General features: G+C 36.9%; 26 protein-coding genes. 21 read left to right on the top strand and 5 right to left on the bottom strand.

Going from position 1 to position 25,798, the window contains the following annotated elements; translation table 11 throughout:
* The first annotated feature begins 71 nt into the window (after positions 1-71).
* The 7 genes from rimP to NQ540_RS05135 all read left to right on the top strand — a co-directional run bounded on the left by rimP (position 72) and on the right by NQ540_RS05135 (position 6,621).
* The gene (gene rimP / locus NQ540_RS05165; RefSeq protein WP_039848786.1) at positions 72-545 is read left to right on the top strand and encodes a ribosome maturation factor RimP; all 474 of its coding nucleotides are present in this window, start codon (positions 72-74) and stop codon (positions 543-545) included.
* A gap of 19 nt (positions 546-564) precedes the next feature.
* Entirely contained in the window at positions 565-1,665 is a 1,101-nt protein-coding gene (gene nusA, locus NQ540_RS05160; protein ID WP_005605559.1) for a transcription termination factor NusA, read from the top strand.
* Between the two features lie 17 nt (positions 1,666-1,682).
* Positions 1,683-1,988 carry an RNase P modulator RnpM gene (gene rnpM / locus NQ540_RS05155; RefSeq protein ID WP_005605557.1) on the top strand — a complete coding sequence of 102 codons (306 nt, stop codon included), beginning with the start codon at positions 1,683-1,685 and terminating at the stop codon, positions 1,986-1,988.
* The gene (locus NQ540_RS05150) at positions 1,972-2,298 is read left to right on the top strand and encodes a L7Ae/L30e/S12e/Gadd45 family ribosomal protein (protein ID WP_005605555.1); all 327 of its coding nucleotides are present in this window, start codon (positions 1,972-1,974) and stop codon (positions 2,296-2,298) included. The genes rnpM and NQ540_RS05150 overlap by 17 nt, the downstream gene beginning before the upstream one ends.
* 12 nt (positions 2,299-2,310) lie before the next feature.
* Positions 2,311-4,764 (top strand): translation initiation factor IF-2, encoded by a 2,454-nt coding sequence (infB, locus tag NQ540_RS05145; RefSeq protein ID WP_005605554.1) that lies wholly within the window; start codon positions 2,311-2,313, stop codon positions 4,762-4,764.
* Positions 4,765-4,993: 229 nt separating this feature from the next.
* Positions 4,994-5,353 (top strand): 30S ribosome-binding factor RbfA, encoded by a 360-nt coding sequence (gene rbfA, locus NQ540_RS05140; protein WP_005605552.1) that lies wholly within the window; start codon positions 4,994-4,996, stop codon positions 5,351-5,353.
* Between the two features lie 113 nt (positions 5,354-5,466).
* Positions 5,467-6,621, top strand: a complete 1,155-nt coding sequence (locus NQ540_RS05135; protein ID WP_005605550.1) for a DUF819 family protein — start codon at positions 5,467-5,469, stop codon at positions 6,619-6,621.
* A 45-nt stretch (positions 6,622-6,666) separates the two neighbouring features.
* On the opposite strand, the gene NQ540_RS05130 is transcribed toward NQ540_RS05135, so the two are convergent.
* Positions 6,667-7,515 carry a DegV family protein gene (locus NQ540_RS05130; RefSeq protein WP_005605548.1) on the bottom strand — a complete coding sequence of 283 codons (849 nt, stop codon included), beginning with the start codon at positions 7,513-7,515 and terminating at the stop codon, positions 6,667-6,669.
* A 138-nt stretch (positions 7,516-7,653) separates the two neighbouring features.
* Between NQ540_RS05130 and truB the strand changes: the two genes are divergently transcribed.
* The 7 genes from truB (at position 7,654) to NQ540_RS05095 (ending at position 13,275) form a co-directional block, all read left to right on the top strand.
* The gene (gene truB, locus NQ540_RS05125; protein WP_039848783.1) at positions 7,654-8,556 is read left to right on the top strand and encodes a tRNA pseudouridine(55) synthase TruB; all 903 of its coding nucleotides are present in this window, start codon (positions 7,654-7,656) and stop codon (positions 8,554-8,556) included.
* A gap of 13 nt (positions 8,557-8,569) precedes the next feature.
* On the top strand, positions 8,570-9,520 hold the full coding sequence (gene ribF, locus NQ540_RS05120) for a riboflavin biosynthesis protein RibF (protein WP_005605545.1): 951 nt from the start codon (positions 8,570-8,572) through the stop codon (positions 9,518-9,520).
* 6 nt (positions 9,521-9,526) lie between these two features.
* Positions 9,527-9,958: a GNAT family N-acetyltransferase gene (locus NQ540_RS05115; RefSeq protein ID WP_005605543.1), complete on the top strand. Its 432-nt coding sequence runs from the start codon at positions 9,527-9,529 to the stop codon at positions 9,956-9,958.
* Positions 9,959-9,967: 9 nt separating this feature from the next.
* Positions 9,968-11,263 (top strand): adenylosuccinate lyase, encoded by a 1,296-nt coding sequence (gene purB / locus NQ540_RS05110; protein ID WP_039848782.1) that lies wholly within the window; start codon positions 9,968-9,970, stop codon positions 11,261-11,263.
* An 84-nt stretch (positions 11,264-11,347) separates the two neighbouring features.
* Positions 11,348-11,911, top strand: a complete 564-nt coding sequence (gene efp / locus NQ540_RS05105) for an elongation factor P (protein WP_005605540.1) — start codon at positions 11,348-11,350, stop codon at positions 11,909-11,911.
* A gap of 64 nt (positions 11,912-11,975) precedes the next feature.
* Complete coding sequence (locus NQ540_RS05100) at positions 11,976-12,647, top strand: glutamate racemase (RefSeq protein ID WP_005605538.1); 672 nt, start codon at positions 11,976-11,978, stop codon at positions 12,645-12,647.
* A complete protein-coding gene (locus NQ540_RS05095) occupies positions 12,634-13,275 on the top strand; it encodes a ribonuclease P (protein ID WP_204703012.1) in 642 nt (213 codons plus the stop codon). Before NQ540_RS05100 ends, NQ540_RS05095 begins: the two co-directional genes overlap by 14 nt.
* A gap of 46 nt (positions 13,276-13,321) precedes the next feature.
* On the opposite strand, the gene NQ540_RS05090 is transcribed toward NQ540_RS05095, so the two are convergent.
* Positions 13,322-13,693, bottom strand: a complete 372-nt coding sequence (locus tag NQ540_RS05090; protein WP_005605532.1) for a hypothetical protein — start codon at positions 13,691-13,693, stop codon at positions 13,322-13,324.
* 18 nt (positions 13,694-13,711) lie between these two features.
* Positions 13,712-13,867 carry a hypothetical protein gene (locus NQ540_RS05085; RefSeq protein ID WP_156780413.1) on the bottom strand — a complete coding sequence of 52 codons (156 nt, stop codon included), beginning with the start codon at positions 13,865-13,867 and terminating at the stop codon, positions 13,712-13,714.
* A 348-nt stretch (positions 13,868-14,215) separates the two neighbouring features.
* On the opposite strand from NQ540_RS05085, the gene hrcA reads away from it, so the two are divergent.
* The 4 genes from hrcA (at position 14,216) to dnaJ (ending at position 18,981) form a co-directional block, all read left to right on the top strand.
* The gene (gene hrcA, locus NQ540_RS05080) at positions 14,216-15,259 is read left to right on the top strand and encodes a heat-inducible transcriptional repressor HrcA (protein ID WP_005605529.1); all 1,044 of its coding nucleotides are present in this window, start codon (positions 14,216-14,218) and stop codon (positions 15,257-15,259) included.
* A gap of 17 nt (positions 15,260-15,276) precedes the next feature.
* On the top strand, positions 15,277-15,831 hold the full coding sequence (gene grpE, locus NQ540_RS05075; RefSeq protein WP_005605527.1) for a nucleotide exchange factor GrpE: 555 nt from the start codon (positions 15,277-15,279) through the stop codon (positions 15,829-15,831).
* Positions 15,832-15,884: 53 nt separating this feature from the next.
* Positions 15,885-17,720 carry a molecular chaperone DnaK gene (gene dnaK / locus NQ540_RS05070; RefSeq protein ID WP_005605525.1) on the top strand — a complete coding sequence of 612 codons (1,836 nt, stop codon included), beginning with the start codon at positions 15,885-15,887 and terminating at the stop codon, positions 17,718-17,720.
* Between the two features lie 88 nt (positions 17,721-17,808).
* Positions 17,809-18,981, top strand: a complete 1,173-nt coding sequence (dnaJ, locus tag NQ540_RS05065; RefSeq protein WP_005605523.1) for a molecular chaperone DnaJ — start codon at positions 17,809-17,811, stop codon at positions 18,979-18,981.
* Positions 18,982-19,031: 50 nt separating this feature from the next.
* Here the strand turns inward: dnaJ and NQ540_RS05060 are convergent, their stop codons facing one another.
* Positions 19,032-19,520, bottom strand: coding sequence for a cupin domain-containing protein (locus NQ540_RS05060; RefSeq protein ID WP_005605522.1), 489 nt, complete (start codon positions 19,518-19,520; stop codon positions 19,032-19,034).
* Positions 19,521-19,636: 116 nt separating this feature from the next.
* Here NQ540_RS05060 and mgtE point away from each other — a divergent pair, with 116 nt between their 5' ends.
* Genes mgtE through NQ540_RS05045 form a run of 3 tightly spaced genes read left to right on the top strand, consistent with a single transcriptional unit; the run spans position 19,637 to position 24,262 of the window.
* The gene (gene mgtE / locus NQ540_RS05055) at positions 19,637-20,968 is read left to right on the top strand and encodes a magnesium transporter (RefSeq protein ID WP_005605520.1); all 1,332 of its coding nucleotides are present in this window, start codon (positions 19,637-19,639) and stop codon (positions 20,966-20,968) included.
* Between the two features lie 49 nt (positions 20,969-21,017).
* Entirely contained in the window at positions 21,018-22,847 is a 1,830-nt protein-coding gene (lepA, locus tag NQ540_RS05050; protein ID WP_005605518.1) for a translation elongation factor 4, read from the top strand.
* 59 nt (positions 22,848-22,906) lie between these two features.
* Positions 22,907-24,262, top strand: a complete 1,356-nt coding sequence (locus NQ540_RS05045) for an MATE family efflux transporter (protein WP_005605516.1) — start codon at positions 22,907-22,909, stop codon at positions 24,260-24,262.
* 30 nt (positions 24,263-24,292) lie between these two features.
* On the opposite strand, the gene NQ540_RS05040 is transcribed toward NQ540_RS05045, so the two are convergent.
* Complete coding sequence (locus NQ540_RS05040; RefSeq protein WP_223429374.1) at positions 24,293-25,750, bottom strand: sucrose-6-phosphate hydrolase; 1,458 nt, start codon at positions 25,748-25,750, stop codon at positions 24,293-24,295.
* Positions 25,751-25,798: the final 48 nt, after the last annotated feature.

Genomic DNA, 25,798 nt, shown 5'->3' with positions numbered 1-25,798 from the left:
TGAGAGGAGAGTGAGCGGAAACGCTCACTCTTTTTATCGACATGGACTCGATTAATAAGGAGGTTGAGGCTATGAGTAAAGTAACTGAGACGGTAACAGAGCTTACTAGAGATGTGATCCAAAAAGAAGGCTTTGAGTTATTCGACTTAGAATTTGTTAAAGAAGGAAAAAATTGGTTTCTACGTTTTTACTTGGATAAACCAGGTGGAATCGATTTAGACGATTGTGCATTTATGAGTGAAAAATTTAGTGAGATTCTTGACGCTCAAAATCCAGATCCAATTCCACAGGCGTACTTCCTAGAAGTTTCTTCACCTGGTGCAGAACGCCCATTAAGAAACGAGGAAGAATTAAAAGCAGCCATTGGTTCATACGTACATTTATCGTTTTATCAAAATATTGAAGGTGAGAAATTCCTTGAAGGAACACTTCTTTCCGTTGACGAAGAAACCGTTACATTGAACGTACAAATCAAAACTAGAACAAAAGAATTTACCATTGAACGAAAAAACATTGCGAAAGCTCGTCTTGCAATCAAATTCTAAGAAGTAAAGGAGTAAACAAATGAGTAAAGAAATGCTTAGAGCATTAACAGTTCTCGAAGAAGAAAAAGGAATTTCTAAAGATGTCGTGATTACAGCTTTAGAAGCAGCATTAGTATCTGCATACAAGAAAAATTATGGACAAGCACAAAATGTAGAAGTTGAGTTTGACCAAAAGAAAGGAAATATGCACGTTTATGCTGTAAAAGAAGTAGTTGAATATGTATTCGATTCAACACTAGAAGTTAGTCTTGAGGAAGCGCACGAAAAGCATAAAGCCTATGAAGTTGGAGATAAGATTCGTTTTGAAGTAACTCCAAAAGACTTCGGACGTATTGCTGCTCAAACAGCGAAGCAAGTCATTATGCAACGTCTTCGTGATGCTGAACGTACAAACATTTACAATGAATTTATTCAATACGAAAATGAAATCATGACGGGTGTTGTAGATCGTCAAGATTTCCGTTATGTCTATGTAAACCTTGGACGTATCGTTGCTGGAATGGCCAAACAAGACCAAATCCCAACAGAAGAGTACTTACCAGATCAACGAATCAAAGTATTAGTTTCTAAGGTAGATAACACTACTAAAGGGCCACAAATTTTTGTAAGTCGTACGCATCCAGATTTATTAAAACGTCTATTTGAACAAGAAGTTCCTGAAATTTATGATGGTGTAGTAGAAATTGTATCTATTGCACGTGAAGCAGGAGATCGTGCTAAAGTTGCAGTCCGTACTAACGATGCTAACTTAGATCCAGTCGGCACATGTGTAGGGCCACGTGGGCAACGAGTTCATAACATTGTTGAAGAATTAAATGGTGAAAATATGGATATTGTTGAATGGAATGAAGATCCAGCAATCTATATTAAAAATGCTTTAAATCCAGCTCAAGTGCTGAAAGTTGAATTTAATTCGGATAATAACGGTTGTATCGTCGTGGTTCCAGACCACCAACTTTCTTTAGCAATCGGAAAACGCGGGCAAAATGCGCGCCTAGCAGCAAAATTAACAGGATACCGTATTGATATTAAATCTGAAACTGCTTATGAAGAGTATTTAGAAAACTTAGCAAATCCAGTCGTTGAAGAAACAGAAGAAGCTTCTTCTGAAGAAGAATAAAATACAGGAGGTGCACGATGAAAAAGAAAAAGATTCCGATGCGCCGTTGTATCGCTTCTGGTGAAATGATGCCGAAGAAAGAGTTGGTACGTATTGTTCGTAACGCTGAAGCTGTTGCACAAATCGACCCAACTGGTAAAGTAAACGGCCGTGGCGCTTATATTACTCTTGAACCTACATTAGTAGAGAAAGCTTGGAAAAACCGTCTATTTGAAAAACAATTAGAAATTGAAATTCCAGATGCATTTTATGAAGAACTTCTCGCTTATGTAGAACATCAAAAAGCAAGAAAAGAGTTGTTTAGTGATGGAAGAGCTCGTTAAACAAAGAGCTTTGAATCTACTTGGAATGGCAACAGCTGCTCGTAAACTCATTAGTGGTGAGGAGCAAGTTATCCAAAGTATTCAAAGACAAAAAGGTAATTTAGTGATTTGTACCAAAGATTGTAGTGCAAACACGGTTAAAAAAATCAAAAACAAATGTGAATATTATGAAATTCCTTTTGTTCAGCAATTTGAAACGGATGAATTGTCTCTAGCGATTGGCAAAAGACGTTCCATCGTTTTAATTGATGATCGAGGGTTTACAAAGAGTCTACTGAAGATGAAGGGATTTAACGATATGAACGAATAGGAAGGTGAGACTATGTCGAAAACTCGCGTATACGAATTAGCGAAAGAATTGAATGTGGCTAGTAAAGAAATTATTGAAAAAGCAAAAGAAGTAGGTATTTCATATAATAGCCATATGTCTACAATGGAAGAATCTGAAATCTCAAAAATTAAAGGAGCTTGGAATTCTAAGCCTGCTACTAAACCAGCAGCTAAAGAGCCAAAGAAAGAAGTAAAATCTGCTCCAAAACAAGAAGCGAATAAAGCTGAGCCTAAAAAAGAAGCTTCTAAGCAAGAATTCACGAAGAAAGAAGATCGCGCTCCAAAACAAGGCCATCAAAAACAAAATCAAGAACGAAACCATTCTCACAACCAAAGTCGTCATGACCAAAATGATAAGAGAAATCAAGAACGTCCAAATCAAAAACAAAAAAATGCGAATGGAAACCGTCCTTCATTTAAGAAAGAACCAGCACGTACTGAAGCTCGTTCAAACCAACAAGGACAAGTAGAACGTCCACGTAACAACCAAAAACAAAACAATAACAACGATCGTTTCGAATCACCAAAAAACAATCGTAATAACGACAGAAGAAACCAACAACGTTATAATGATTTTAACAATGATGGTTTCAGTAAGAAAAACCGTAACCAAAAAGGTAAAAAAGGAAACCGTCGTGAAGAACAAAAAGCTAAACCAGCTGTTCCAGCACGTAAATTCCATGAATTACCAGAAGTATTAGTTTATACAGACGGTATGACAGTTGCTGAATTAGCGAAGAAAATCAAACGTGAACCAGCAGAAATCATCAAAAAATTATTCCTATTAGGAGTAATGGCGACATTAAACCAAGGTCTTTCTAAAGACGCGATTGAATTATTAGCAGCAGACTACGGTATGGATGCTGAAGAAAAAATCGAAAAAGATATTTCTGATTTAGATGTATACTTTGAAGAAGCAGCTGCTGAAAGCGCTGAAAGCACAGTACGTCCCCCTGTTGTAACGATCATGGGACATGTTGACCACGGTAAAACAACATTGCTTGACCAATTACGTAACTCTTCAGTTGTTGAAGGTGAAGCAGGTGGTATCACTCAACATATCGGTGCGTACCAAATCAAAATTGATGGAAAACCAATTACGTTCTTAGATACTCCAGGTCACGCGGCCTTCACAACAATGCGTGCGCGTGGTGCGGACATCACTGATATTACAGTTATCGTAGTAGCAGCCGATGACGGTGTAATGCCACAAACAATCGAAGCAATTAACCATGCAAAAGCTGCTGATGTTCCAATCATCGTGGCTGTAAACAAAATCGATAAACCAGCTGCAAACCCAGGACGTGTGATGCAAGAACTTTCAGATTTAGGTCTTGTTCCAGAAGCATGGGGTGGGGACACAATTTTCGTTGAGATTTCAGCGAAATTCAACCAAAACATTGAAGAATTACTAGAAATGATTCTATTAGTTGCTGAAGTTCAAGAATTGAAAGCAAATCCTAACCGATTAGCTTTAGGTACTGTAATTGAAGCGCGTTTAGACAAATCAAAAGGACCTATCGCAACATTATTGGTTCAAGAAGGAACTCTTAAAGTTGGGGATCCAATCGTTGTGGGGAACACATTTGGACGTGTACGTGTAATGGTGAATGACCAAGGACGCCGTGTGAAAACTGCTTTACCTGCGACTCCAGTTGAGATTACTGGTCTTAACGCTTCACCTCAAGCCGGTGATCGCTTCGTAGTATTCGAAGATGAAAAGACTGCTCGTGCAGCCGGCGAAGAACGTGCTAAACGCGCCTTAATCGAGCAACGTAACGCTTCAAGCCGTATTACTTTAGACAACTTATTCTCTACATTAAAAGAAGGAGAATTGAAAGAAGTTAACGTTATTATCAAAGCTGACGTACAAGGTTCAGTTGAAGCATTAGCATCAAGCTTACAAAAGATTGAAGTTGAAGGCGTACGCGTGAAGATTATTCATACAGCTGTAGGGGCAATCAACGAGAGCGATATTACTCTTGCAACAGCAAGTAACGCGATTATCATCGGATTTAACGTGAGACCTACGCCACAAGCGAAAATACAAGCGGAATCTGATCAAGTAGATATTCGCTTACACCGCATCATTTATAATGTAATTGATGAAATTGAAACAGCGATGAAAGGTATGTTAGATCCAGAGTTTGAAGAAAAAATTACTGGTCAAGCGATTGTTCGTGAAACATACACTGTTTCGAAACTTGGAACAATTGCTGGTTCTTACGTATTAGAAGGTGTTGTTAAACGCTCAAGCTCAGTTCGTTTAATCCGTGATAACATTGTTATTTACGAAGGAGAATTAGCAAGCTTAAAAAGATTCAAAGATGACGCTAAAGAAGTTAAACTTGGATTCGAGTGCGGTATCATGATTGACGGCTACAACGACATCAAGGTAGACGATATCATTGAGGCGTACGAAATGGTCGAAATTAAAAGAAAATAGTGCGAGACCGACTGCTCAGCTTTGGAACACTGGAGTTAAGGAAAGGAAAATCGCGAAGATTTTACGAAGCTTAACGAAGTGGACGCCAAAGCTAGGAGGTCAAGCCGTTATAAAAAATAGTGCGAGAAAATTCGATATGAATTGACTGCAAATACTAAATTAATATTATGATTTAAGTAGAACGAAGAGGGACTGATTGCAGTGCCTCTTTCGTTGGAAAGGAGACAAAATGGCAAACTTTAGAGTTGGACGTGTTTCACAAGAAATTTTACGTGAAGTAAATGATATCTTATCTAAAAAAGTGCGTGATCCACGTGTACAAGAAATTACAATTACTGAAGTTGAAGTAACTGGTGACCTTCAAATTGCTACCATTTACTACACAACACTTCATAAATTAGCAAGTGAGCGTCAAGCGACAGAACGTGGCTTAGAAAAATCAAAAGGCCTAATCCGTCGTGAATTAGGTAAACGTCTATCATTGTACAAAACTCCAGAATTAATTTTTAAACGCGATGAATCAGTTGATTACGGAAATCATATTGATGAGCTTTTAAAATCTATTCAAGAACAAGACGAACAAAGATAATATTTTTGAAGGCAAAAGAACATTAATCAGAAACAACTCTTTTGCCTTTTTAGTAAAAAATTACCATATATGGTAATTTTCGTGTGTATTAAAAAAGCCAGAAGAGGTGTTTTATGATTGATGCAAATAATACATGGGTATTGTGGTCTATTATCGTTGGGATTGCGACTATTAGTATCTTTTTAGAAAATCGATATAAATGGGCTGCAAAAATCAGCGGAGCGATTATCGGTCTATTAATGGCAGCAACATTAAGTAATTTAGGCGTTATTCCTACAGATTCACCTGTATATGATCAAGTTTGGGGAGTCGTTGTTCCATTAGCAATTCCGACGCTTTTATTCCAATGTGATTTAAAACAGATTTGGAAAGAAAGCGGAAGATTATTAGCTATCTTCTTAATCAGTTCTGTTGGGACTGTACTTGGGGCAGTATTAGGTTATTTAGCCTTGTCTAAAGCTATCCCTGTACTAAACCATATCGCTGGAATGATGGTCGGAAGTTATATTGGTGGAGGAGTTAACTTTGTAGCTGTTTCATCCGCTTTTGAAATTCCAAAAGAACTCATTTCAGCTGCAACAGTGGCGGATAACTTGTTAATGGTATTCTACTTCTTAATTTTACTGATGATTCCTTCGATTGGATTCTTCAAGAAACATTTCAAATTTGCGTATACTGAAGGTGTGAAAGAGGAAGAAGAAAAAGCTTATGGAAAAGATACTGTGATTACGGTTCAAGATGTTGCATTTGTTTTCGCAATTTCTGTGATAATCGTAACCATTAGCTTTACATTATCTGAAATTATTTCAGGTCTAGGTGATAACAGTCTTATTCAATTAGTTTCGAATAAATATTTAATCCTAACGACTTTAACGGTTGCGTGTTCAACAATTTTTGCAAAACACTTCAAGAAGATTAGTGGGGCAAACGAAATTGGAACATTCTTGATTTACTTATTCTTTGTAGTCATCGGAATTCCTGCTTCAATCGGAGCAATCATTGAAAAGTCTCCATTGTTATTAGTGTTCTGTGCAATCATGGTTTTTGTGAACATGGCAGTAACTTTTGCGGGTGCAAAAATCTTCGGTTTCACAGTAGAAGAAGCGATTCTTGCTTCAAACGCGAATATCGGTGGACCAACAACAGCTGCTGCGATGGCTATTTCTAAAGGATGGCATCGTTTCGTAGCTCCTACAATGCTTGTAGGGACGCTAGGATACATTATTGGTACTTATGTGGGTATCTTTATTGGACAACTATTAAACTAACAAAAAAGCAACTAATTCTGAAAACCAGAGTTAGTTGCTTTATTTTTATTTATTTTCTAAGTAAGTAATCGCCATTGCATCAACGCCAGTGTGGCTCATGATGATTGGTGAAGTTGTTACAATTGTGAGAGGAACATTAGGGAATAGTTCACGTACACGAGCGATATTTCCTTCGTTAAATTCACTTAAACCAGCATGCATAATTCCGATTTCTTGAATACCGCTTGGTACAGCCTTCATTTCTTCAAAGATTTCATCATATTTTTTTTGAAGGGATTTTAAACCTCGACCTTTTTGAATAATCTCAATTTTTCCGTGGATGACTTGTAGGAATAATTTAATATTAAGTAAATTTGAAAACATCCCCATTAATTGGCTAATTCGTCCACCTTTAATTAAGTTATCTAAGTTAACGACTGTTAAGTAAAGGGTAGTGCGTTTCTTGGCATCTTCAACAATTTCTAGAATTTCTTCTACTGTTTTTCCTTCTTGAGCGGCTTTTGCGGCCTCTTTAACAATCATACCCATAGATCTGGAAGTGAAGTCTGAATCAACTACTTTGACGTTTGTCTCAGTAATATCAGCTGCTTGGCGAGCGGCATCCACGGTACCACTAATCGAACGCATCATTTGAATGGAAATAACAGAGTCCGCATTTTTACCAAGTTCGTCATACACTTCAACGAAACGACCAATAGAAGGTTGAGCAGTTTTGGGAAGCTCGCTGCTTGCAATCATTTTTTGTTTAAATTCATCTTTTGTAATCGTTACACCATCGATATAGTTTTCATCATCGATTGAAATATTCATTGGGACGATGGAGATTTCAAATTGTTTTACTTCCTCTTCAGTTAAATCTGCTGTCGAGTCCGTTACAATATATACTCTAGACATAAAGTCACTCCTATCAAATTAGTTTACATCTTATAATAGCATATTTTTCAAATAAAAACCTATATTCAATATCAATGAGGAAAAGGTTGAATTATGTTACAATAAGTAAGCAAATGTAAGCTTGAAAGGATGAAACGAATGGATGGAATCCTTCCATTATGGAAAGAAAAAGGCATGACGTCATTTGACTGTGTCTATAAAGTCAGAAAAATATTAAAAACAAAAAAAGTAGGCCATTCTGGAACACTGGATCCTGAAGTAGATGGAGTGTTACCGATTTGTATTGGTAAAGCGACTAAGGTTGTTGAGAATCTTCATGAAGCCAATAAAGTTTACCAAGGAGAAATCACATTAGGATTTTCGACTGAGACGGAAGATGCACATGGAAATCTTGTATCTACAACGCCTATTGAAACACCTTTTTTAAATCAAGAAATTGACGAAAGAATGCAGGAGTTTATTGGAGAAATTACTCAAATTCCGCCAATGTATTCTGCGGTTAAAGTAAATGGGAAACGTCTGTATGAATACGCAAGAGCCGGAGAAGAAGTGGAACGACCTTCTCGTAAAGCAACAATTTTCGACTTCAGACGGATTTCAGAGCCAGTGTATAATGAAGATAAGAAGACGCAATCATGGAAGTTTGAAGTGAGCTGTAGCAAAGGGACTTACGTTCGAACACTTTCTGTTGATTTAGGAAAATCATTGGGTGTTAAGGCGCATATGTCGCAATTAACCCGTGTAAAAAGTGGACCTTTCCATGCAGATGATTGCATTACATTAGAGCAGCTAAATGAACGTGTACTAAACGATAATGTTCAAGAAGCACTAAAACCGGTAGATGTTGTATTCGATGAATATCCTCGAATAATTTTAACAAAGGATGAATTTATCCGTTTTAAAAATGGTGCCCTTTTAACACAAGATGAGTTTCCACAAATTGTTTCACCGACTGCTTGTTATTATGGAGACCAACTTATAGCAATTTATGGTCCTCATCCAGTCAAAAAAGGCTTATTAAAACCAATAAAAATGTTTTAGAAAGGAGAGAAGAATGCAAACAATTGAGTTATCACACCCTTATGCTAAAGAGTGTATTATTCAGGAACCAATTGTCCTCGCTTTAGGATTCTTTGATGGAATTCATCTAGGACATAAAGAAGTGATTACAACAGCAAAAAAGGTCGCAGAGGAACGTGGTTATAAAGTAGCAGTGATGTCTTTTAATCAGCATCCATCTGTTATTTTCCAAAATGTAGATCCTGATAGCATTCAATATGTATCTCCTATAGAACGTAAGAAAGAACTATTAAAAGAACTTGGTGTCGATATTTTCTATTTGGTTGATTTTACAAAGGAATTTGGAGCTCTTTCACCACAAGAATTTGTAGATCAATATATTGTCGGTTTAAACGCAAAAGTTGTTGTTGCGGGATTTGACTATACTTATGGTAAACGAGATGTTGCAAATATGGAATTGTTACCAAAGTATGCTTCTAATCGTTTTGAGATTATTTCGATTCCTGAACAAAAGAGTGATAATGGAAAGATTAGTTCTACCGCTGTTCGTGATTTACTGCTCCAAGGTGAGATTGAAAAAGCTAATGAGTTGTTAGGTTACGACTACATTATGGATGGTGTTGTTGTTCACGGTTTTGGTCGCGGTAGTAAGATGTTGGGGTTCCCAACTGCGAACATTGAAGTTTCCAATGATACATTCCTTTTAAAAAATGGAGTTTATATTGTTGAAATGTTTGTGGAAGGTAAATGGATTCCTGGTATGGCTTCTATTGGAATCAATCCAACCTTTGATGATGTTCATAAAGTAACGATTGAAGTGAACTTGCTCGATTTTGATAAAGATATTTATCACCTTCCAGTTCGCGTGAAATGGTTAAAATACTTAAGACCAGAATTGAAATTTGAAGGAATCGATGCGTTAATCGCTCAATTAAAGAAAGATGAACAAGATACAAGAAATTATTTCAAGACAAAGAGAGGTTGATTCTCGATGTGGTATTTAAAAAACTATGACGAACTAACGAAGGAAGAGATTGTTGCGATTTACAAAGCCAGAATCGAAATCTTTATTGTCGGACAAGATTTGAATTATCAAGAAATTGACGATACGGATAAAAAATCAAGGCATTTATTTGAAATGAATGATGTTCATGAAGTGATTTCTTATTTACGCATTATCCCTGAAAAGGATAAAGTTCGTCTTGGTAGAGTGTTAATAGACAAGCGATACCAAGGGCAAGGAAAAGGTCGTGCGTTGTTAGAGCGCGCAAAAGAAGTTTGTAAAGAGTGGTTTATCGATACTATAATTGAGGTTCATGCACAAGCACACTTAGTAAAATTATATGAATCACTCGGGTTTGAAGTTGTTTCAGAACCATACGATATTGTTGGTGTTTCACACGTTACAATGGAGTTGTATTAGGAGGAAATCATGATTACACGTTATACACGTCCAGAAATGGCAAAAATTTGGTCTGATGAAAATCGTTATAATTGTTGGCTAGAAGTTGAAATCTTAGCAGATGAAGCTTGGGCAGAATTAGGAGAAATCCCTAAAGAAGACGTAGAGAAGATTCGTAAAAATGCGAAATTCACAGTTGAACGTATTTTAGAAATCGAAGAAGAGACAAGACATGATGTCGTTGCTTTTACAAGATGTGTCTCTGAAAGTCTTGGAGAAGAAAAGAAATGGGTTCACTATGGCCTAACAAGTACCGACGTAGTGGATACAGCTTATGGTTATCAATTAAAACAAGCCAACGACATTTTACGAAAGGACTTAGCGGACTTCCTAGAAATTATTAAAGAAAAAGCACTGGCGTATAAAGATACAGTTTGCATGGGAAGAACGCATGGAGTTCATGCAGAACCGACCACATTTGGCTTGAAATTAGCCTTATGGTATTCAGAAATGAAGCGTAATATCGAACGCTTCGAGCATGCTGCAAAAGGGGTTGAAGCGGGTAAAATTAGTGGGGCGGTTGGAACTTTTGCCAATATTTCTCCAGAAGTAGAAGCCTATGTGTGTGGAAAGCTAGGAATTCGTCCTCAAGAAATCTCGACACAGATCTTGGCTCGTGATTTGCATGCGGATTACATTTCTACTATTGCATTAATTGCGACAAGTATTGAAAAATTCGCGACAGAAATCCGTGGACTACAAAAATCTGAAACACGTGAAGTAGAAGAGTTCTTTGCAAAAGGGCAAAAGGGATCTTCAGCAATGCCACATAAACGTAATCCAATCGGATCTGAAAATATGGCGGGACTTTCTCGTGTCATTAGAGGGCATATGGTTACAGCCTATGAGAACGTGAACTTATGGCACGAACGTGATATCTCACATTCTTCAGCTGAACGTATTATTATTCCAGATAGCACAATTCTACTCAACTATATGCTTCGTCGTTTCGGTAATATTATTAAAAACTTGACGGTGTTCCCAGAAAACATGTTACGCAATATGGATGCAACTTTCGGACTTATTTACAGTCAACGTGTGTTATTGAAACTTATCGACAAAGGAATGAGCCGCGAAAAAGCGTATGATTTAGTGCAGCCATGCACTGCTAAAGCATGGGATGAAAAGTTAGCTTTCCGTTCTGTTTTAGAAAACCAACCAGAAATTATGTCGACACTTTCAAAAGAAGAGATAGATGATGCATTCGATTATCATTACCATATTAAAAATGTAGATTTAATCTTTAAACGAGTTGGTATTTTATAAAATTCAAATTATACTGAATATAGTGCATTTTCAACAAAAATGTGGTATAAATAGAAGGTAAAATTTAACAAAAGGAGTCATAAAATGATTAACGTAAGTGATTTAAAAGCTGGAATGACATTCATTCTTGATGGAAAATTAATTAAAGTGTTGGAAATCAGCCACCACAAACCAGGTAAAGGGAACACAGTAATGCGTATGAAAATCCGTGACGTTCGTAACGGTTCAACAGTAGATACAACAATGCGTCCTGATGAAAAAGTTGAACGTGCACACATCGATACAAAAGATGTTCAATACTTATACAGCCAAGATGGCGTTGGAGTATTCATGGACTTAGAAACATACGAACAATACGAAATTCCTGAAGAAACAATCGAACAAGAATTGAAATACATTCTTGAAAACATGGAAGTTAAAATCCAATTCTACGGTTCAGAAGTAATTGGGGTTTCATTACCATCAACAGTTGTACTGCAAGTTACTGAAACTCAACCATCAATTAAAGGTGCTACAGTTACAGGTTCTGGTAAACCAGCAACAATGGAAACAGGTTTAGTAGTTAACGTTCCAGACTTCATTGAAGCAGGAGAATACTTAGAAGTTAACACTGCAGAAGGTACATACGTACGTCGTGCAACTAAATAATGATTTATTGAAACAAGGATGAGCCTAGCGTTCATCCTTGTTTTTTTATAAAGGAGAAATGTGTATGCGGATTGCTGTGATGGCAGGAACACCTATGGACACGAAGTTAGGCGTTGATTTATTGATGGAAAATGGCTTTACTCAAACGATTTCTGTTCCGATTTCTAAAAATCCAGTCGAACAAACGACTTTTCAAGCGTTAGAAGACGAAGAAAGAGAACAATATATTAGAAATGTGATTAACGGGCTGAAAAACGATATTGACGCCGTTTTTGTATACTGTAACTCACTAAGTTCAGTTGTGAATTTCGATTCATTGCAAGAAGAATATAGACTTCCTATGATTACTCCGATGCAAATGTATCGCACACTAGGCGTCGAACATGATTATTTAGCAGTAATGGCCGCGAATTCTCATGGATTAACAGGAGTAGAAAACAATCTATATATTGCAAATCCTAATCTTAAGGTGTTTGGTGTGACGATGCTAGAACTGGTTAAAGCGATCGAAACTGGAAAACCAGAAGAGGAGATTATTAAACAATTCGATTTTCAAAGTTTATTCCACTATTTTGAAAGTACAGAGATTGAAGCAGTCGTACTAGGATGTACGCATTTCCCATATGTAAAGTCAGAATTAGAGCAACTCTCAAATATTCCAATTATTGATGTGGGTGTCTATATGATTGACCGATTGAAGAGCCATATTCAGGAGGAAAATCATGATTTCAATTGAAAAGATGAGTTATTTCTTTCGGTATGACAAAGTTAAATATAAAAATCCAGTAAAATTTCCAGAAATTGCAGAAGAAATGGAACTGTTGAAGAAGGCTGGCCAAGATGCAAGACAGGAATTCACGAAGTTAACAGAAGCGTTTCAGAAGAACTTTAAGTCATTTCGCATGGACCGAGTTAGTCAATGGATGAATCAAGCCCAAATGGCAAGACCCGCTTTTTGGAGATACTTTATCGAAGAGGGGCAAGATGAAGGAAATCCATCTTTTGCATTACGGTTGTTTTATAATGACGATAAATTGGGCGTATATGTAGAATTGAGTTTTATTGAACGTAAAATGAACGAACGCTCTCTGATGTTACAAAACAAAGTGTTGGAATGTGAACCTAATCGTAACATTTTATACGTAGCATCTGATTTTCAAAAGAATGCGACAGCTTATGAAGGAAACGTATCTAATAGAGATGAATTAATAAGAGCTGTTAAAGAAGAAGAGGTCCGTAAAGTTATTTTAAGAAGACCGGTGTTTCTTGAAAAGAACAAAGACGAAATTGAAGAAGAACTTGCGGACGCATTGAAGGAATTAATTCCGTTTTATGAAACCATTTATATGAATGAAGTAAATTAAAAGAGGTAGATTTGAAATCTACCTCTTATTGTATTTATAGAGTTCTTTAAGCTGGAGCAGGAGTACCTGGCTTTATAGTTACTACTTCTTCAGATTCAGTTTGCTCTGTAGTTGTTTCTTCTGTAGTTTCCTCTTGTGAAATAGAGACTACTTTAGTTTCACCGTTTAAGATTACTTGAGAAGCGTCTACAGATCCAACAAGGATGCTACCAGCTCCAATTACAAATAAAATAGTAACTAACTTTTTTCCTTTATTTGATTTTAATAAAGCATAGGCTGCGCCTAACACTAGGATTCCAGCACCAAGTGTCACTAAACCTGTTGATGTCCTAGTGTTTGGAAGAGAAGGTTTATTAACAAAGCATCCTACTTTTTTGTAAATTAATTTTACAGAAGTAGTAGAATTAACATCTCCCAAAAGTTTCCCAGAAATAATTTATTCTTTTTCAGAATTAGAAAGTGAATCAACATCAATATTCGTGATATTAACTTCAGTCGTACCATCTGCATATGCAGAAGTAAAATTAGAAGCGATAATTGCTGTTAAAAAAGCTAAAGAAATTAGGGCTACTAATTTTTTGAATAATTTCATAATAAATCCTTTCCTTTTATTTATGAAAATATAATGGAAATGCTGAAAATTTGCAAAGAAATATGAAATTATTGTTTTTCCTTTCAAAGGAAATTATGACGTCATATTTTTGTTTGACGTTTGACGTTCATATTGACAAAAATTTTTTCGAAAGAATCTTAATTACAAGTCACATAAGGTGCTAGAATCGTTGATGTTATAAGCGTTATACATCTGCGGAACTAGAAAATATTAAACTGAAAATCAGTCTAAAGTCCTAGTGTTTTCATGTTGACTTAATTTGACCAATGTGTTAAATTATAAATATGGTTAGCACTCGTCTTAGTCAAGTGCTAAAGAGAGGTGACTATGATGTTAACCAATAGACAATTGCTAATCTTACAATTAATCATACAATTATATACGGAAACTTTGGAGCCGGTCGGGTCGAAGAAGTTGATGGAAGTTGCAGAATTACCATTTAGTTCAGCGACGATTCGTAACGAGATGATGAAGCTTGAAGAGTTGGGATATCTTGAAAAGAACCATACTTCTTCTGGGCGAGTTCCTTCTAATAAAGGATATCGTTACTACATCGACAATATTCTACCTAGACAAAAGCAACCTGTTGCTTTAAGCGTTCGAAATCAAATTCGTGAAGTTTTCCAACAGTCAACATTAGAGATTCAAGATGTATTTCGTTTATCTGCTGACATACTAGCAACATTAACGAACTACACCGCAATTTCTTTTGGACCGGAAGTGAAAACTGCCACGTTATCGGGATTTAGACTTGTTCGCCTAAACCCAAATCAAGTGATGGCAATCGTTGTTATCAGTAATGGTTTGGTAGAAAATAAAGTCTATACAATTCCGGGAGCTATTGACGATAGTGATTTAGAAAAAGTGGTTCGCATCATAAATGATGAATTAATTGGAGTGCCGCTAGATATCGTTGCTAAACGATTAAAGACGGATCTTCCAATCCTTATGAATCGCTACATGAATTCACAAATTCAAATCGTAAAAGTAATTCAAGAAATGATGAATCGTTTCGAGAATGATCGAATGCATGTTGCAGGAAGAAGATATTTGTTAAATTACTTTGATCATCACGCTAATGTGGATCAACTCAAAGGAATTTATCAATTGATGGATGATCAGTCTAAGTTACATCAACTAGTAACCAATGATCATCAAGATATTCAAATTAGGCTCGGCTCAGAAATGGATCATCCGTTACTTGGGGACTTTAGTTTGGTAACTGCTAGTTACGAAACTCCAAACCAAGATACAGGAATGATTGCACTTCTTGGACCAAAGAATATGCCGTATTCGAATGTATTATCAATTGTAAAAGGACTCAGGGAAGAGTTAGCAACCACGATAGAAGATTATTATCGTAACTTATAGAGTAAGGAGATGAAATCTTGGAAACAAATGAACATAATACTAAAGAAGAATTAATTAAAGAAAATGTAGTGACAGATGAAACTCCTCAAGAAGAAGTTACTGAAGAAACCACAACAGAACTTTCGAATGAAGAGAAATTACAACAAGAAGTTGAAAGATTAAACGATCAAGTGTATCGACTTTCTGCTGAAATCTCAAACATTCAAAAAAGAAATGCTAAAGAAAGACAAGATGCTGCAAAATATCGTAGCCAAAGTCTAGCGCAAAACTTATTAAATGTGATTGATAATCTTGAGAGAGCTATTGCTTCTCCAAGTGAATCAGAAGATGCTCAAAACCTTAAAAAAGGAATTGAGATGGTGTATGAAAGTTTTCTTTATGCACTAAAAGAAGAAGGTATTGAAGAAATTGATGCATTAGATCAACCTTTTGATCCAACATTGCATCACGCTGTTCAGACTGTTCCTGTTGAAGAAGGTCAAGAAGCAGATAAAGTAGTGCAAGTGTTTCAAAAAGGTTATAAATTAAAAGATCGAGTATTACGACCAGCGATGGTCATCGTCTCACAATAAGAAGACGAATCTTAAAATAAATAATAAATTTCATTAATAGGAGTGAATTAAATATGAGTAAAATTATTGGTATTGACTTAGGAACAACAAACTCAGCAGTAGCTGTTTTAGAAGGTAACGAAGCAAAAATTATTGCTAACCCAGAAGGAAACCGTACAACACCATCTGTTGTAGCGTTCAAAAATGGAGAAATTCAAGTAGGTGAAGTTGCAAAACGTCAAGCAGTAACAAACCCAAATACAATTTCATCAATTAAACGTCACATGGGTGAAGCTGGTTATAAAGTAGAAATTGAAGGTAAATCTTATACGCCTCAAGAAATCTCAGCGATGATTCTACAATACTTAAAAGGATATGCTGAAGAATATCTTGGAGAAAAAGTTGAAAAAGCGGTTATTACTGTACCTGCATACTTCAACGACGCTCAACGTCAAGCAACAAAAGACGCTGGTCGTATCGCTGGTTTAGAAGTGGAACGTATCGTTAACGAACCAACTGCAGCGGCTCTTGCATATGGTTTAGATAAAGTAGACCACGAAGAAAAAATCTTAGTATTTGACCTTGGTGGTGGTACATTCGACGTATCAATCCTTGAATTAGGGGACGGCGTATTCGACGTATTATCAACAGCTGGTGACAACCATCTAGGTGGGGATGACTTCGACCAAAAAATCATTGATTTCTTAGTGGAAGAATTCCAACGTGATAACGGTATTGATCTATCAAGCGATAAAATGGCAATGCAACGTTTGAAAGATGCTGCTGAAAAAGCTAAAAAAGACTTATCAGGTGTCTCTCAAACACAAATCAGCTTACCATTTATCTCTGCTGGTGCAGCTGGCCCATTACACTTAGAAGTAACATTAACTCGTGCTAAATTTGATCAGTTAACTCAAGATTTAGTAGAACGTACAAAAGAACCAGTACGTCGTGCTTTATCTGACGCAGGTTTATCAGCTTCTGATATCGACCAAGTATTATTAGTTGGTGGATCAACTCGTATTCCAGCAGTTGTAGAAGCTGTACGTAAAGAAACTGGTAAAGAACCTAACAAATCAGTAAACCCAGACGAAGTAGTAGCGATGGGTGCTGCAATCCAAGGTGGGGTTATCTCTGGTGATGTGAAAGATATCGTATTATTAGACGTAACACCATTATCACTTGGTATTGAAACAATGGGTGGAGTGTTCACTAAATTAATCGATCGTAACACTACAATCCCAACAAGTAAATCACAAGTATTCTCAACTGCAGCGGATAACCAACCGGCAGTAGACGTACACGTATTACAAGGTGAACGTCCAATGGCAGCGGACAACAAAACTTTAGGCCGCTTCCAATTAACAGACATTCCTGCTGCTCCTCGTGGTGTGCCACAAATCGAAGTAACATTCGATATCGATAAAAACGGTATTGTAAATGTACGTGCAAAAGATTTAGGAACTGGTAAAGAACAAGCAATTACAATTAAATCTTCTTCAGGTTTATCAGATGAAGAAATCGAACGTATGGTAAAAGATGCAGAAGCAAATGCTGAAGCAGATAAAAAACGTAAAGAAGAAGTAGATTTACGTAACGAAGTTGACCAATTAATCTTCACTGTTGATAAAACATTGAAAGAATTAGATGGTAAAGTAGATGCTAGCGACGTTCAAAAAGCTGAAGCAGCTCGTGATGAATTAAAAGCAGCTGTTGAAGCAAATGACTTAGACGCTATGAAAGTGAAACGTGATGCTTTAAATGAAGTGGTACAAAACTTAACTGTTAAACTTTATGAACAAGCAGCTGCAGCTCAACAAGCTTCTGGTGCTTCTCCAGAAGGAGCAACTGAACAATCATCTTCAAATAACGATGGCGTTGTGGATGCTGACTTCGAAGAAGTAGACTAATATTTGCTAAAATGATAGGGTGTAAGACTACTTAGTGGTCTTACGCCCATATCCTTTGTAAACTAAGAAAGAAAAGGAGGGGCAATTAGTGGCCAAAAGAGATTTATATGAAATTTTAGGCGTATCCAAAGATGCCTCTGAAGCAGATATTAAGAAAGCTTATCGGAAATTATCTAAAAAATACCATCCAGATATTAATAAAGAACCTGGAGCGGATGAGAAATTCAAAGAAATCGCTGAAGCTTACGAGATTTTAGGAGACGCACAAAAACGTGCAGCTTATGATCAATACGGACACGCTTCTTATGATCCAAACTCTGGATTCAGTGGTGGCGGATTCGGTGGTGGATTTGATGGGTTCGGAGGATTTGGCGGTAATGGAAACTTTACTGGCGGATTCGAAGATATCTTTAGTAGTTTCTTCGGTGGCGGAGGCAGTCGTGCAGATCGTGCTAACATGCCACGTCAAGGGGCTGACCTTCAGTATGTCATGGATTTAACATTTGAAGAAGCTATCTTTGGTAAGGAAGAAACGATTCATTACCACCGCAGTGACGAATGTCAAACGTGTCATGGCACTGGTGCAAAACCTGGAACGCATCCAACGACTTGTTCTAAATGTCATGGTTCAGGTGTGATTAATGTTGAAAGAAATACACCATTCGGTCGTATGATGAGTCAAACAACCTGTGATGTGTGTCATGGTACAGGACAAGAAATCAAAGAAAAATGTCCAACCTGTCACGGTCATGGTCAAGTAGATGAAACACATAAAGTCAAAGTGAAAGTTCCTGCAGGTGTTGAAGATGGAAACCAAATGCGCCTTCAAGGACAAGGGGAAGTAGGTTTCAATGGCGGTCCTTATGGTGACCTTTATGTCATTTTCCGAGTTGCTCAAAGTAAGACATTCAAACGTCAAGGAGCGGATATTTATTACCAACTTCATGTAAATTTTGCTCAAGCGGCTCTTGGAGATGAAGTAGACGTACCAACTGTACACGGTAAAGTGAAATTAAAAGTTCCTGCTGGGACACAATCAGGTACGATTTTACGACTACGTGGTAAAGGGGCTCCTAAACTACGTGGTACAGGAAACGGTGACCAACATGTAGAAGTTATCGTAGACACTCCTAAGAAACTGACAGATAAGCAAAGACAAGCTTTACAAGTATTTGCTAATGAGGAAGGAACGCAACTTCATAATGGTGAGGAGAATTTCTTCGACAAGATGAAGAACGCATTTAAAGATACATTTGAATAATAGAAAAAGAACTTAGCAACGAATATGCTAAGTTCTTTTTTTGGCTTATTTTAAACGACAGCAAGACGGCGAATGATCTCTTCGTGTTCCGGATACTTTTCTAATAATTCATCTTGAGTATAGAGTATAAAATCTTCGTATTCAAAACCAGGTGTAACGCTACAACTGACAATCGCAAAATTTTCTTCGTTGTCCGATTCAATGGTAGATCCAAAGACGACTCCTGCAGGAACGGTGAATTGAAGTTTTTGACCTTCTCCTGGACCAATTTCGACTGCTTCGTAAGTACCATCAGGATGAATCATATGTACGGTAAGAGCGTGTCCAAAATGATAGTACCAAATTTCATCAGATGAGAGGAGATGGAAGTGGGATGGGTTTTGGTTCGTTAATAAAAATAAGATAGAGGTAGAAAGAGACCGGATGCGTCCCTCAGGCAGTTCTACAGTTTCAATAGCTTTATACGTTTGTCTAAAATAGCCACCTTCTACATGTGGTTCTAAGGCTAATTCTTCAATCCATTCTTCTTTCGTTTTCATAAGAGACCTCCTAAGTTATTTTCTTATATTATAGCGTAACTTTTTCTGCTTGTGAATTGTTGATAGAATGGTAATTATGCTATACTGGTACTATTGGAAAAGGAAGGAGAAGAGTCATGAAAGATAATATTGCACTTATTGTTTCGAATAAAGATGTTAAGAAAATAAGAGAGCTTTTTAATGAGAATTATCCGATTGATATCGCTTTAGCGTTAGAAGAAGTTGACGATGACGTTCTAAAGAATTTCATGTTCTCTATCTCGAATACAAGACTTGCTTCTATTTTAGAAGTTGCTGAACCTGAATTCCAATTACGAATGCTTGAGAAATTACCATTTAGACGTGTAATTTTACTGTTCCAGCAAATGTCAAACGATGATGTCGTGGATATTTTAGGGAATTTACCAGTGGGAATACGTAAGCGTTACATCAAAATGATGAAGCAAAGTTCTCAAGATGATATTCAAACGATGTTAAATTACGCTCCGGATACTGCCGGGGGGATTATGACAACGGAGTACATTACGGTAAAAGAACACTTAACTGTAGAAGAAACTCTTTCTAAACTAAGAGAGATTTCTCCAAACTCAGAAATTATTAACATTATTTTCGTAACGAGTTTACAACGGAAATTAATTGGTTGGATTGATATACGTGATTTATTCACGCATGATTTAGATGAGAGTTTACACGATGTGATGCACACGAATATTATTTCCGTCTTACCAGAAGAAGACCAAGAAGAAGTGGCCCGTATTTCTACTAAGTATGACTTATCTGTAGTGCCAGTAGTCAATAAGCAAAATGTGTTACTTGGGATCATCACAATCGATGATATCGTTCACGTCTTACAAGAAGAGCACCACGAAGATATGTTATTAATTAGTGGGGTTGAAGGAACAGAACGAATCGGTGGACCTTTTAAAGAATCGATTCAAAAACGGACCCCTTGGCTATTAATCAACTTAATTACAGCCTTTATGGCAAGTGCGGTTGTCGGATTATTCCAAGACACGATTGAACAAGTTGTTGTTTTAGCGGTTGCCATGCCAATTATTACAGGGATGGGTGGGAATTCAGCTTCTCAAACATTAGCACTGGTTATTCAAGAAGTTGCAATTGGTCAAATAACTTGGGAAAAAGATAAAAAGTATGTATTAAATGAAATCTGGCTTGGATTAGTGAATGGGATTATTACAGGGATTTTTGCAGCGATTGCACTCTACATCCCATATCAAAACTTTTTCTTATCGATTATTGTCATTTTAGCAATGGCGATGAACTTGATGGTAGGTGCGTTCTTCGGCTTCTTTGTACCTTTATTCTTAAAGAAACTGAATTTAGACCCAGCCATTTCATCAACGATTTTTGTAACAACAGCTACAGACGTATTAGGATTTTTTATCTTCTTATACTTAGCTGAATTGTTCTTGCCATTATTAATTTAGTTTGATAGAATTATTTGAATTTTATTGTAGTAGTTTTAAGGAGTTATTCATGAATTTAGAACAAATGAAAGAAAGACAAAAGCGTATTCGAAACTTTTCGATCATCGCTCATATTGACCACGGAAAGTCTACATTGGCCGATCGTATCTTACAAGCAACTGATACTGTTGCTGACCGTGAGATGCAAGACCAATTATTAGACTCGATGGATCTTGAAAGAGAACGTGGTATTACCATTAAATTAAATGCTGTAGAATTAACTTATGATGCTAAAGATGGCACAGAGTATATCTTCCATTTAATTGATACACCAGGGCATGTGGATTTCACCTATGAAGTTTCACGTAGTTTAGCAGCTTGTGAAGGGGCCATTCTAGTAGTAGATGCTGCTCAAGGAATTGAAGCACAAACTTTGGCGAATGTGTATTTAGCAATTGATAATGATTTAGAAATCATTCCTGTTATTAATAAAATCGATCTTCCTGCAGCGGATCCAGAAAGAGTGCGAACTGAAATTGAAGATGTCATTGGCATTGATGCTAGTGAGGCAGTTCTGGCTAGTGCTAAAGTTGGAATTGGTATTCCAGAAATTTTGGAACAGATTGTAGAAAAAGTACCTGCGCCTACTGGTGATATTGAAGCACCATTACAAGCGTTAATTTTCGACTCTGTCTATGATGCGTATCGCGGGGTTGTGCTAAATGTCCGTATTCAAAACGGGATTGTAAAACCTGGCGATAAAATTCAATTGATGAGTAATGGAAAAACTTTTGATGTAGTGGATGTTGGTATTTTCTCACCAAAACCAATCAGCCGTGATTACTTAATGGTTGGAGATGTTGGCTATATCACTGCATCTATTAAAACGATTCAAGATACTCGTGTAGGGGATACGGTTACTTTAGCGAATAATCCTGCTAGTGAACCTTTAGATGGATATCGTAAAATGAATCCAATGGTATACTGTGGTTTATATCCAATCGATTCATCAAAATATAATGACTTACGTGATGCTTTAGAAAAATTACAATTAAATGATGCGGCGCTTCAATTTGAGGCAGAAACTTCTCAAGCGCTTGGATTTGGTTTCCGTTGTGGATTCCTAGGATTACTTCATATGGATGTTATTCAAGAACGCTTAGAGCGCGAATTCGATTTAGATTTAATTACAACAGCACCTTCTGTTATTTATCATGTACAAAAGACTGATGGTACAGAGGTGGTTGTATCAAACCCAGCTGAGATGCCGGATCAATCCAGTGTTCAATCGATTGAAGAGCCATACGTAAAAGCATCTATTATGGTTCCAAACGAATATGTAGGAAGCGTAATGGATATTTGTCAACGCAAACGTGGTGTTTTTGTAACGATGGATTACTTAGACGAATACCGTGTGAATGTGATATACGAAATGCCACTTTCTGAAATTATCTTTGATTTCTTTGATTCGTTAAAATCAAGTACTAAAGGATACGCATCATTGGATTATGATTTAATTGGTTACAGACCAAGTAATTTAGTGAAGATGGACATCATGTTAAATGGTGAAGTAGTGGATGCTTTAAGTATTATTGTTCATAAAGACTTTGCTTATGGACGTGGTAAAGCTATTACAGAAAAATTAAGAACTTTAATTCCACGTCAGCAATTTGAAGTTCCTATTCAAGCGGCTATTGGAAATAAGATTCTCTCTCGTACCAATATTAAAGCTCTCCGTAAAAACGTGCTTGCAAAATGTTATGGAGGAGACGTTTCTCGTAAACGTAAATTATTAGAGAAACAAAAAGAAGGGAAGAAACGTATGAAACAAGTCGGGTCTGTTGAAGTTCCACAAGAAGCTTTCATGTCGGTTCTAAACTTAAACGAAGAAGAAAAATAATGAGTTGTAAAAAGGCGTTCAGTGCGCCTTTTTACTTTGAATTTGAAAGGAGATTATGAATGGCTAAAGAACGTCAACATTTTTATCGGCAAATGCTTGCCATTGCAATTCCTGTATCTCTTCAAAACTTATTAACGTCTTTCTTAAATACATTAGATACAATAATGATTTCATCTCTAGGTGATGCGAGTATTGCGGGTGTAGGGCTTGCAAATCAGGTATTTTTCCTATTTACGTTAATCTGTTTTGGGATTCATACAGGGTCTGCAGTTCTCTTCTCTCAATATTGGGGAATTCGAGATACAAAGAAAGTTCAAGCGGTTAATCAGATGAGTTTACTGCTATCCACCGCTGTCAGTGTTGTATTTATGCTTCTTGGTATCCTATTTCCTCAAGAAATCTTGCGTTTATTTACTCAGGATCCGCTTGTTGTTCAAGCTGGAGGAGATTACTTACGAGTAGCTGCTTTAAGTTATGTATTTACAGCTTGGAGCTTTGCGATGACAAATGCACTTCGTACAACAGGAAGCCCCAAAATTCCTCTAGTTGCCACCATTTGTAGTTTTATCACGAATGCTTTCTTTAACTATGTCTTTATCTTTGGTAAATTCGGAGCACCTGCACTTGGAGTCGTTGGAGCTGCTGTTGCTACTTTAATTGCTCGTATCGTTGAAGTGGGTGTCCTCTTTGGGGTAGTGAGTTTTTATAGCGGTCCAATTCATCTACCAATTGGTCGCTATTGGTCTAAAATTTCAAAAGGTTTTTGGATGAGTTTTTGGGTAACAACTTTCCCGGTAATTGTTAATGAAACTTTCTGGGCATTAGGACAAGTATTTTATAGTGCCGCCTACGCAATGGTTGGAACTCAAGCAACTGCTGCTGTTCAAGTTGCTGTTGCTGTACAAAATTTATCATTTATCCTAGTACGTGGAGTGGGTAGTAGTTGTAGCATTATGTTAGGAAACCGTGTAGGACGAAATGAACTGGAAAAAGCTCAACAAGAAGCGAAACGCTTTTTAATGATTTCTCTTGTTATTGGAGTAGTCATTGGAGCTATTCAAAGTTTAACACCCCAATGGACTTTATTAATGTTTGCCCATTTAAGCCCAGAAGTATTTGAACTTGGAATGCAATTACTTCAAATTATGGGAATTATTTTTGTATTTAAAACCTTAAATTCAATTATTCTTGTTGGTATTTTACGTGGTGGAGGCGATACACAATACGGCATGAAACTTGAAATGGCTTGTGTATGGCTAGTGGGCGTTCCGTTAGCATTAGTTGCAGCTGCAATTTGGCATTTTCCAGTACAACTGGTCGTTATCTGTGCTGGAGCTGAAGAACTATGTAAAGCGGTGATTGGTTTGAAACGAGTTTTCTCAGGAAGATGGATTCACCGATTGGTTGAAGCATAAAAAAAGAAGATCCTATTGGATCTTCTTTTTTTAGTTTGGATTTGTAAATGAAAGCAGTGGATAATAGACCCCAGTTGGATCTCCTTGTAAAATTGAAATATGTGTTTGATCCGCGCGAGGGAAGACACGGCCAGAAAAGACCATTTCTCCATCATTAACAAAGATTTCAAAGACAGAATTATCAATAAAGATACGCGCAGTAGTGTCTGCTGGAGCAATTGGTGCTGTACGAACGCTACTGTATTCTGTAGCAAAGGCTTCTCCAACATTGCTTCGGTCAACTACAATCTCACCATCTACAAGATTAAAGATGAGGGATAGTCCATTGCCATCCTTGTCTGAGAATAGAACAAGTTCATGAATCATATCGCCTTCTAATTTAAGGTTTAACTCGTAGCAATTCGATGTGTTTTTAATATATTTATTAAACGGAAGTGAAGATTGGCGAAGTTTTTCAATTCCTTTTACAGGAGTTTGATATAATTTACCATTTTTAATGGAAAGTTCTTTCACTAAAGATAAGATTCCTTGGTGTTCGTAAATATCGCTAGGATAAGAAACATCTGGTAATCCAAGCCAGCTGATGCAAAGCGCACGCCCGTCTGGTGCGTTAAACGCTTGAGTAGCATAGACGTCAAAACCGTAATCTAATTGATGGGGCTTAGAAACTGGTGTGATCGTCGCATTTTCTGGGTCGAATGTTTCACCGATTTTATATAAGTTTGGATAAATATTATCGTAGTGGAATACGTCTTTATCTAATCCTTGAGGGCAGTAAATGAGTACTGGTTTGTCATCTACGAATACTAAGTTCGGACATTCCATCATATAAGCGGTATTGTCATTCTTAAAATCTAAATCTCCAATTTCTTCCCAATTTGTATAATCGTTATTAACAGAGCGGTAGAGGCGAACAAACCCTTTTTTATCTAGGTTTTGACCTCCTACAATCGCGTAATAATGATCTTTATATTGAAAAATTTGAGGGTCTCTAAAGTGATCTGTAGCATCACTTGGTTTTGGAATCAAATCTTTTCCAAGTTTTTCAATATGACCGTCTTTATCCATAAGTGCCCCTAATTGGTAAGGGTGACGAACCCAATTTTCATCTCTAACATTTCCTGTATAAAATAGAAACAATTGATCACCAAATTGCATTGCACTACCTGAATACGCACCATGACTATCGAGTGGAGTATCTGGTAGTACCTTGACTCCAGTTTCTTTAAAGGTCACAAGATTATCACTTTCCAGTTGTACCCATGATTTTAAACCATGAGCCGCTCCGAAAGGAAAGTTTTGGTAGAATAAAATCCATTTGCCATCAAAATAAGAAAATCCGTTTGGGTCATTTAATAATCCGCTAGATGGTTCTACGTGATATTTCGCTCTCCAAGGAGATTTTTCCATTGTAGACTTTAATTGTTCTTTTTCAGCCTCTGACCAATCTTCATACCTTTTATATCTCTTTTCAGTTGTCCATTTCATGATGGATTCCTCCTCTAAAATTGTATCTTTACAGTACGTGTTTTTGCG

The sequence above is a fragment of the Granulicatella adiacens ATCC 49175 genome, from assembly GCF_025150565.1.
Lineage (GTDB): Bacteria > Bacillota > Bacilli > Lactobacillales > Aerococcaceae > Granulicatella > Granulicatella adiacens.
Note: the sequence above shows the minus strand (reverse complement) of the source record. Positions and strands in the feature narration are given on the sequence as shown.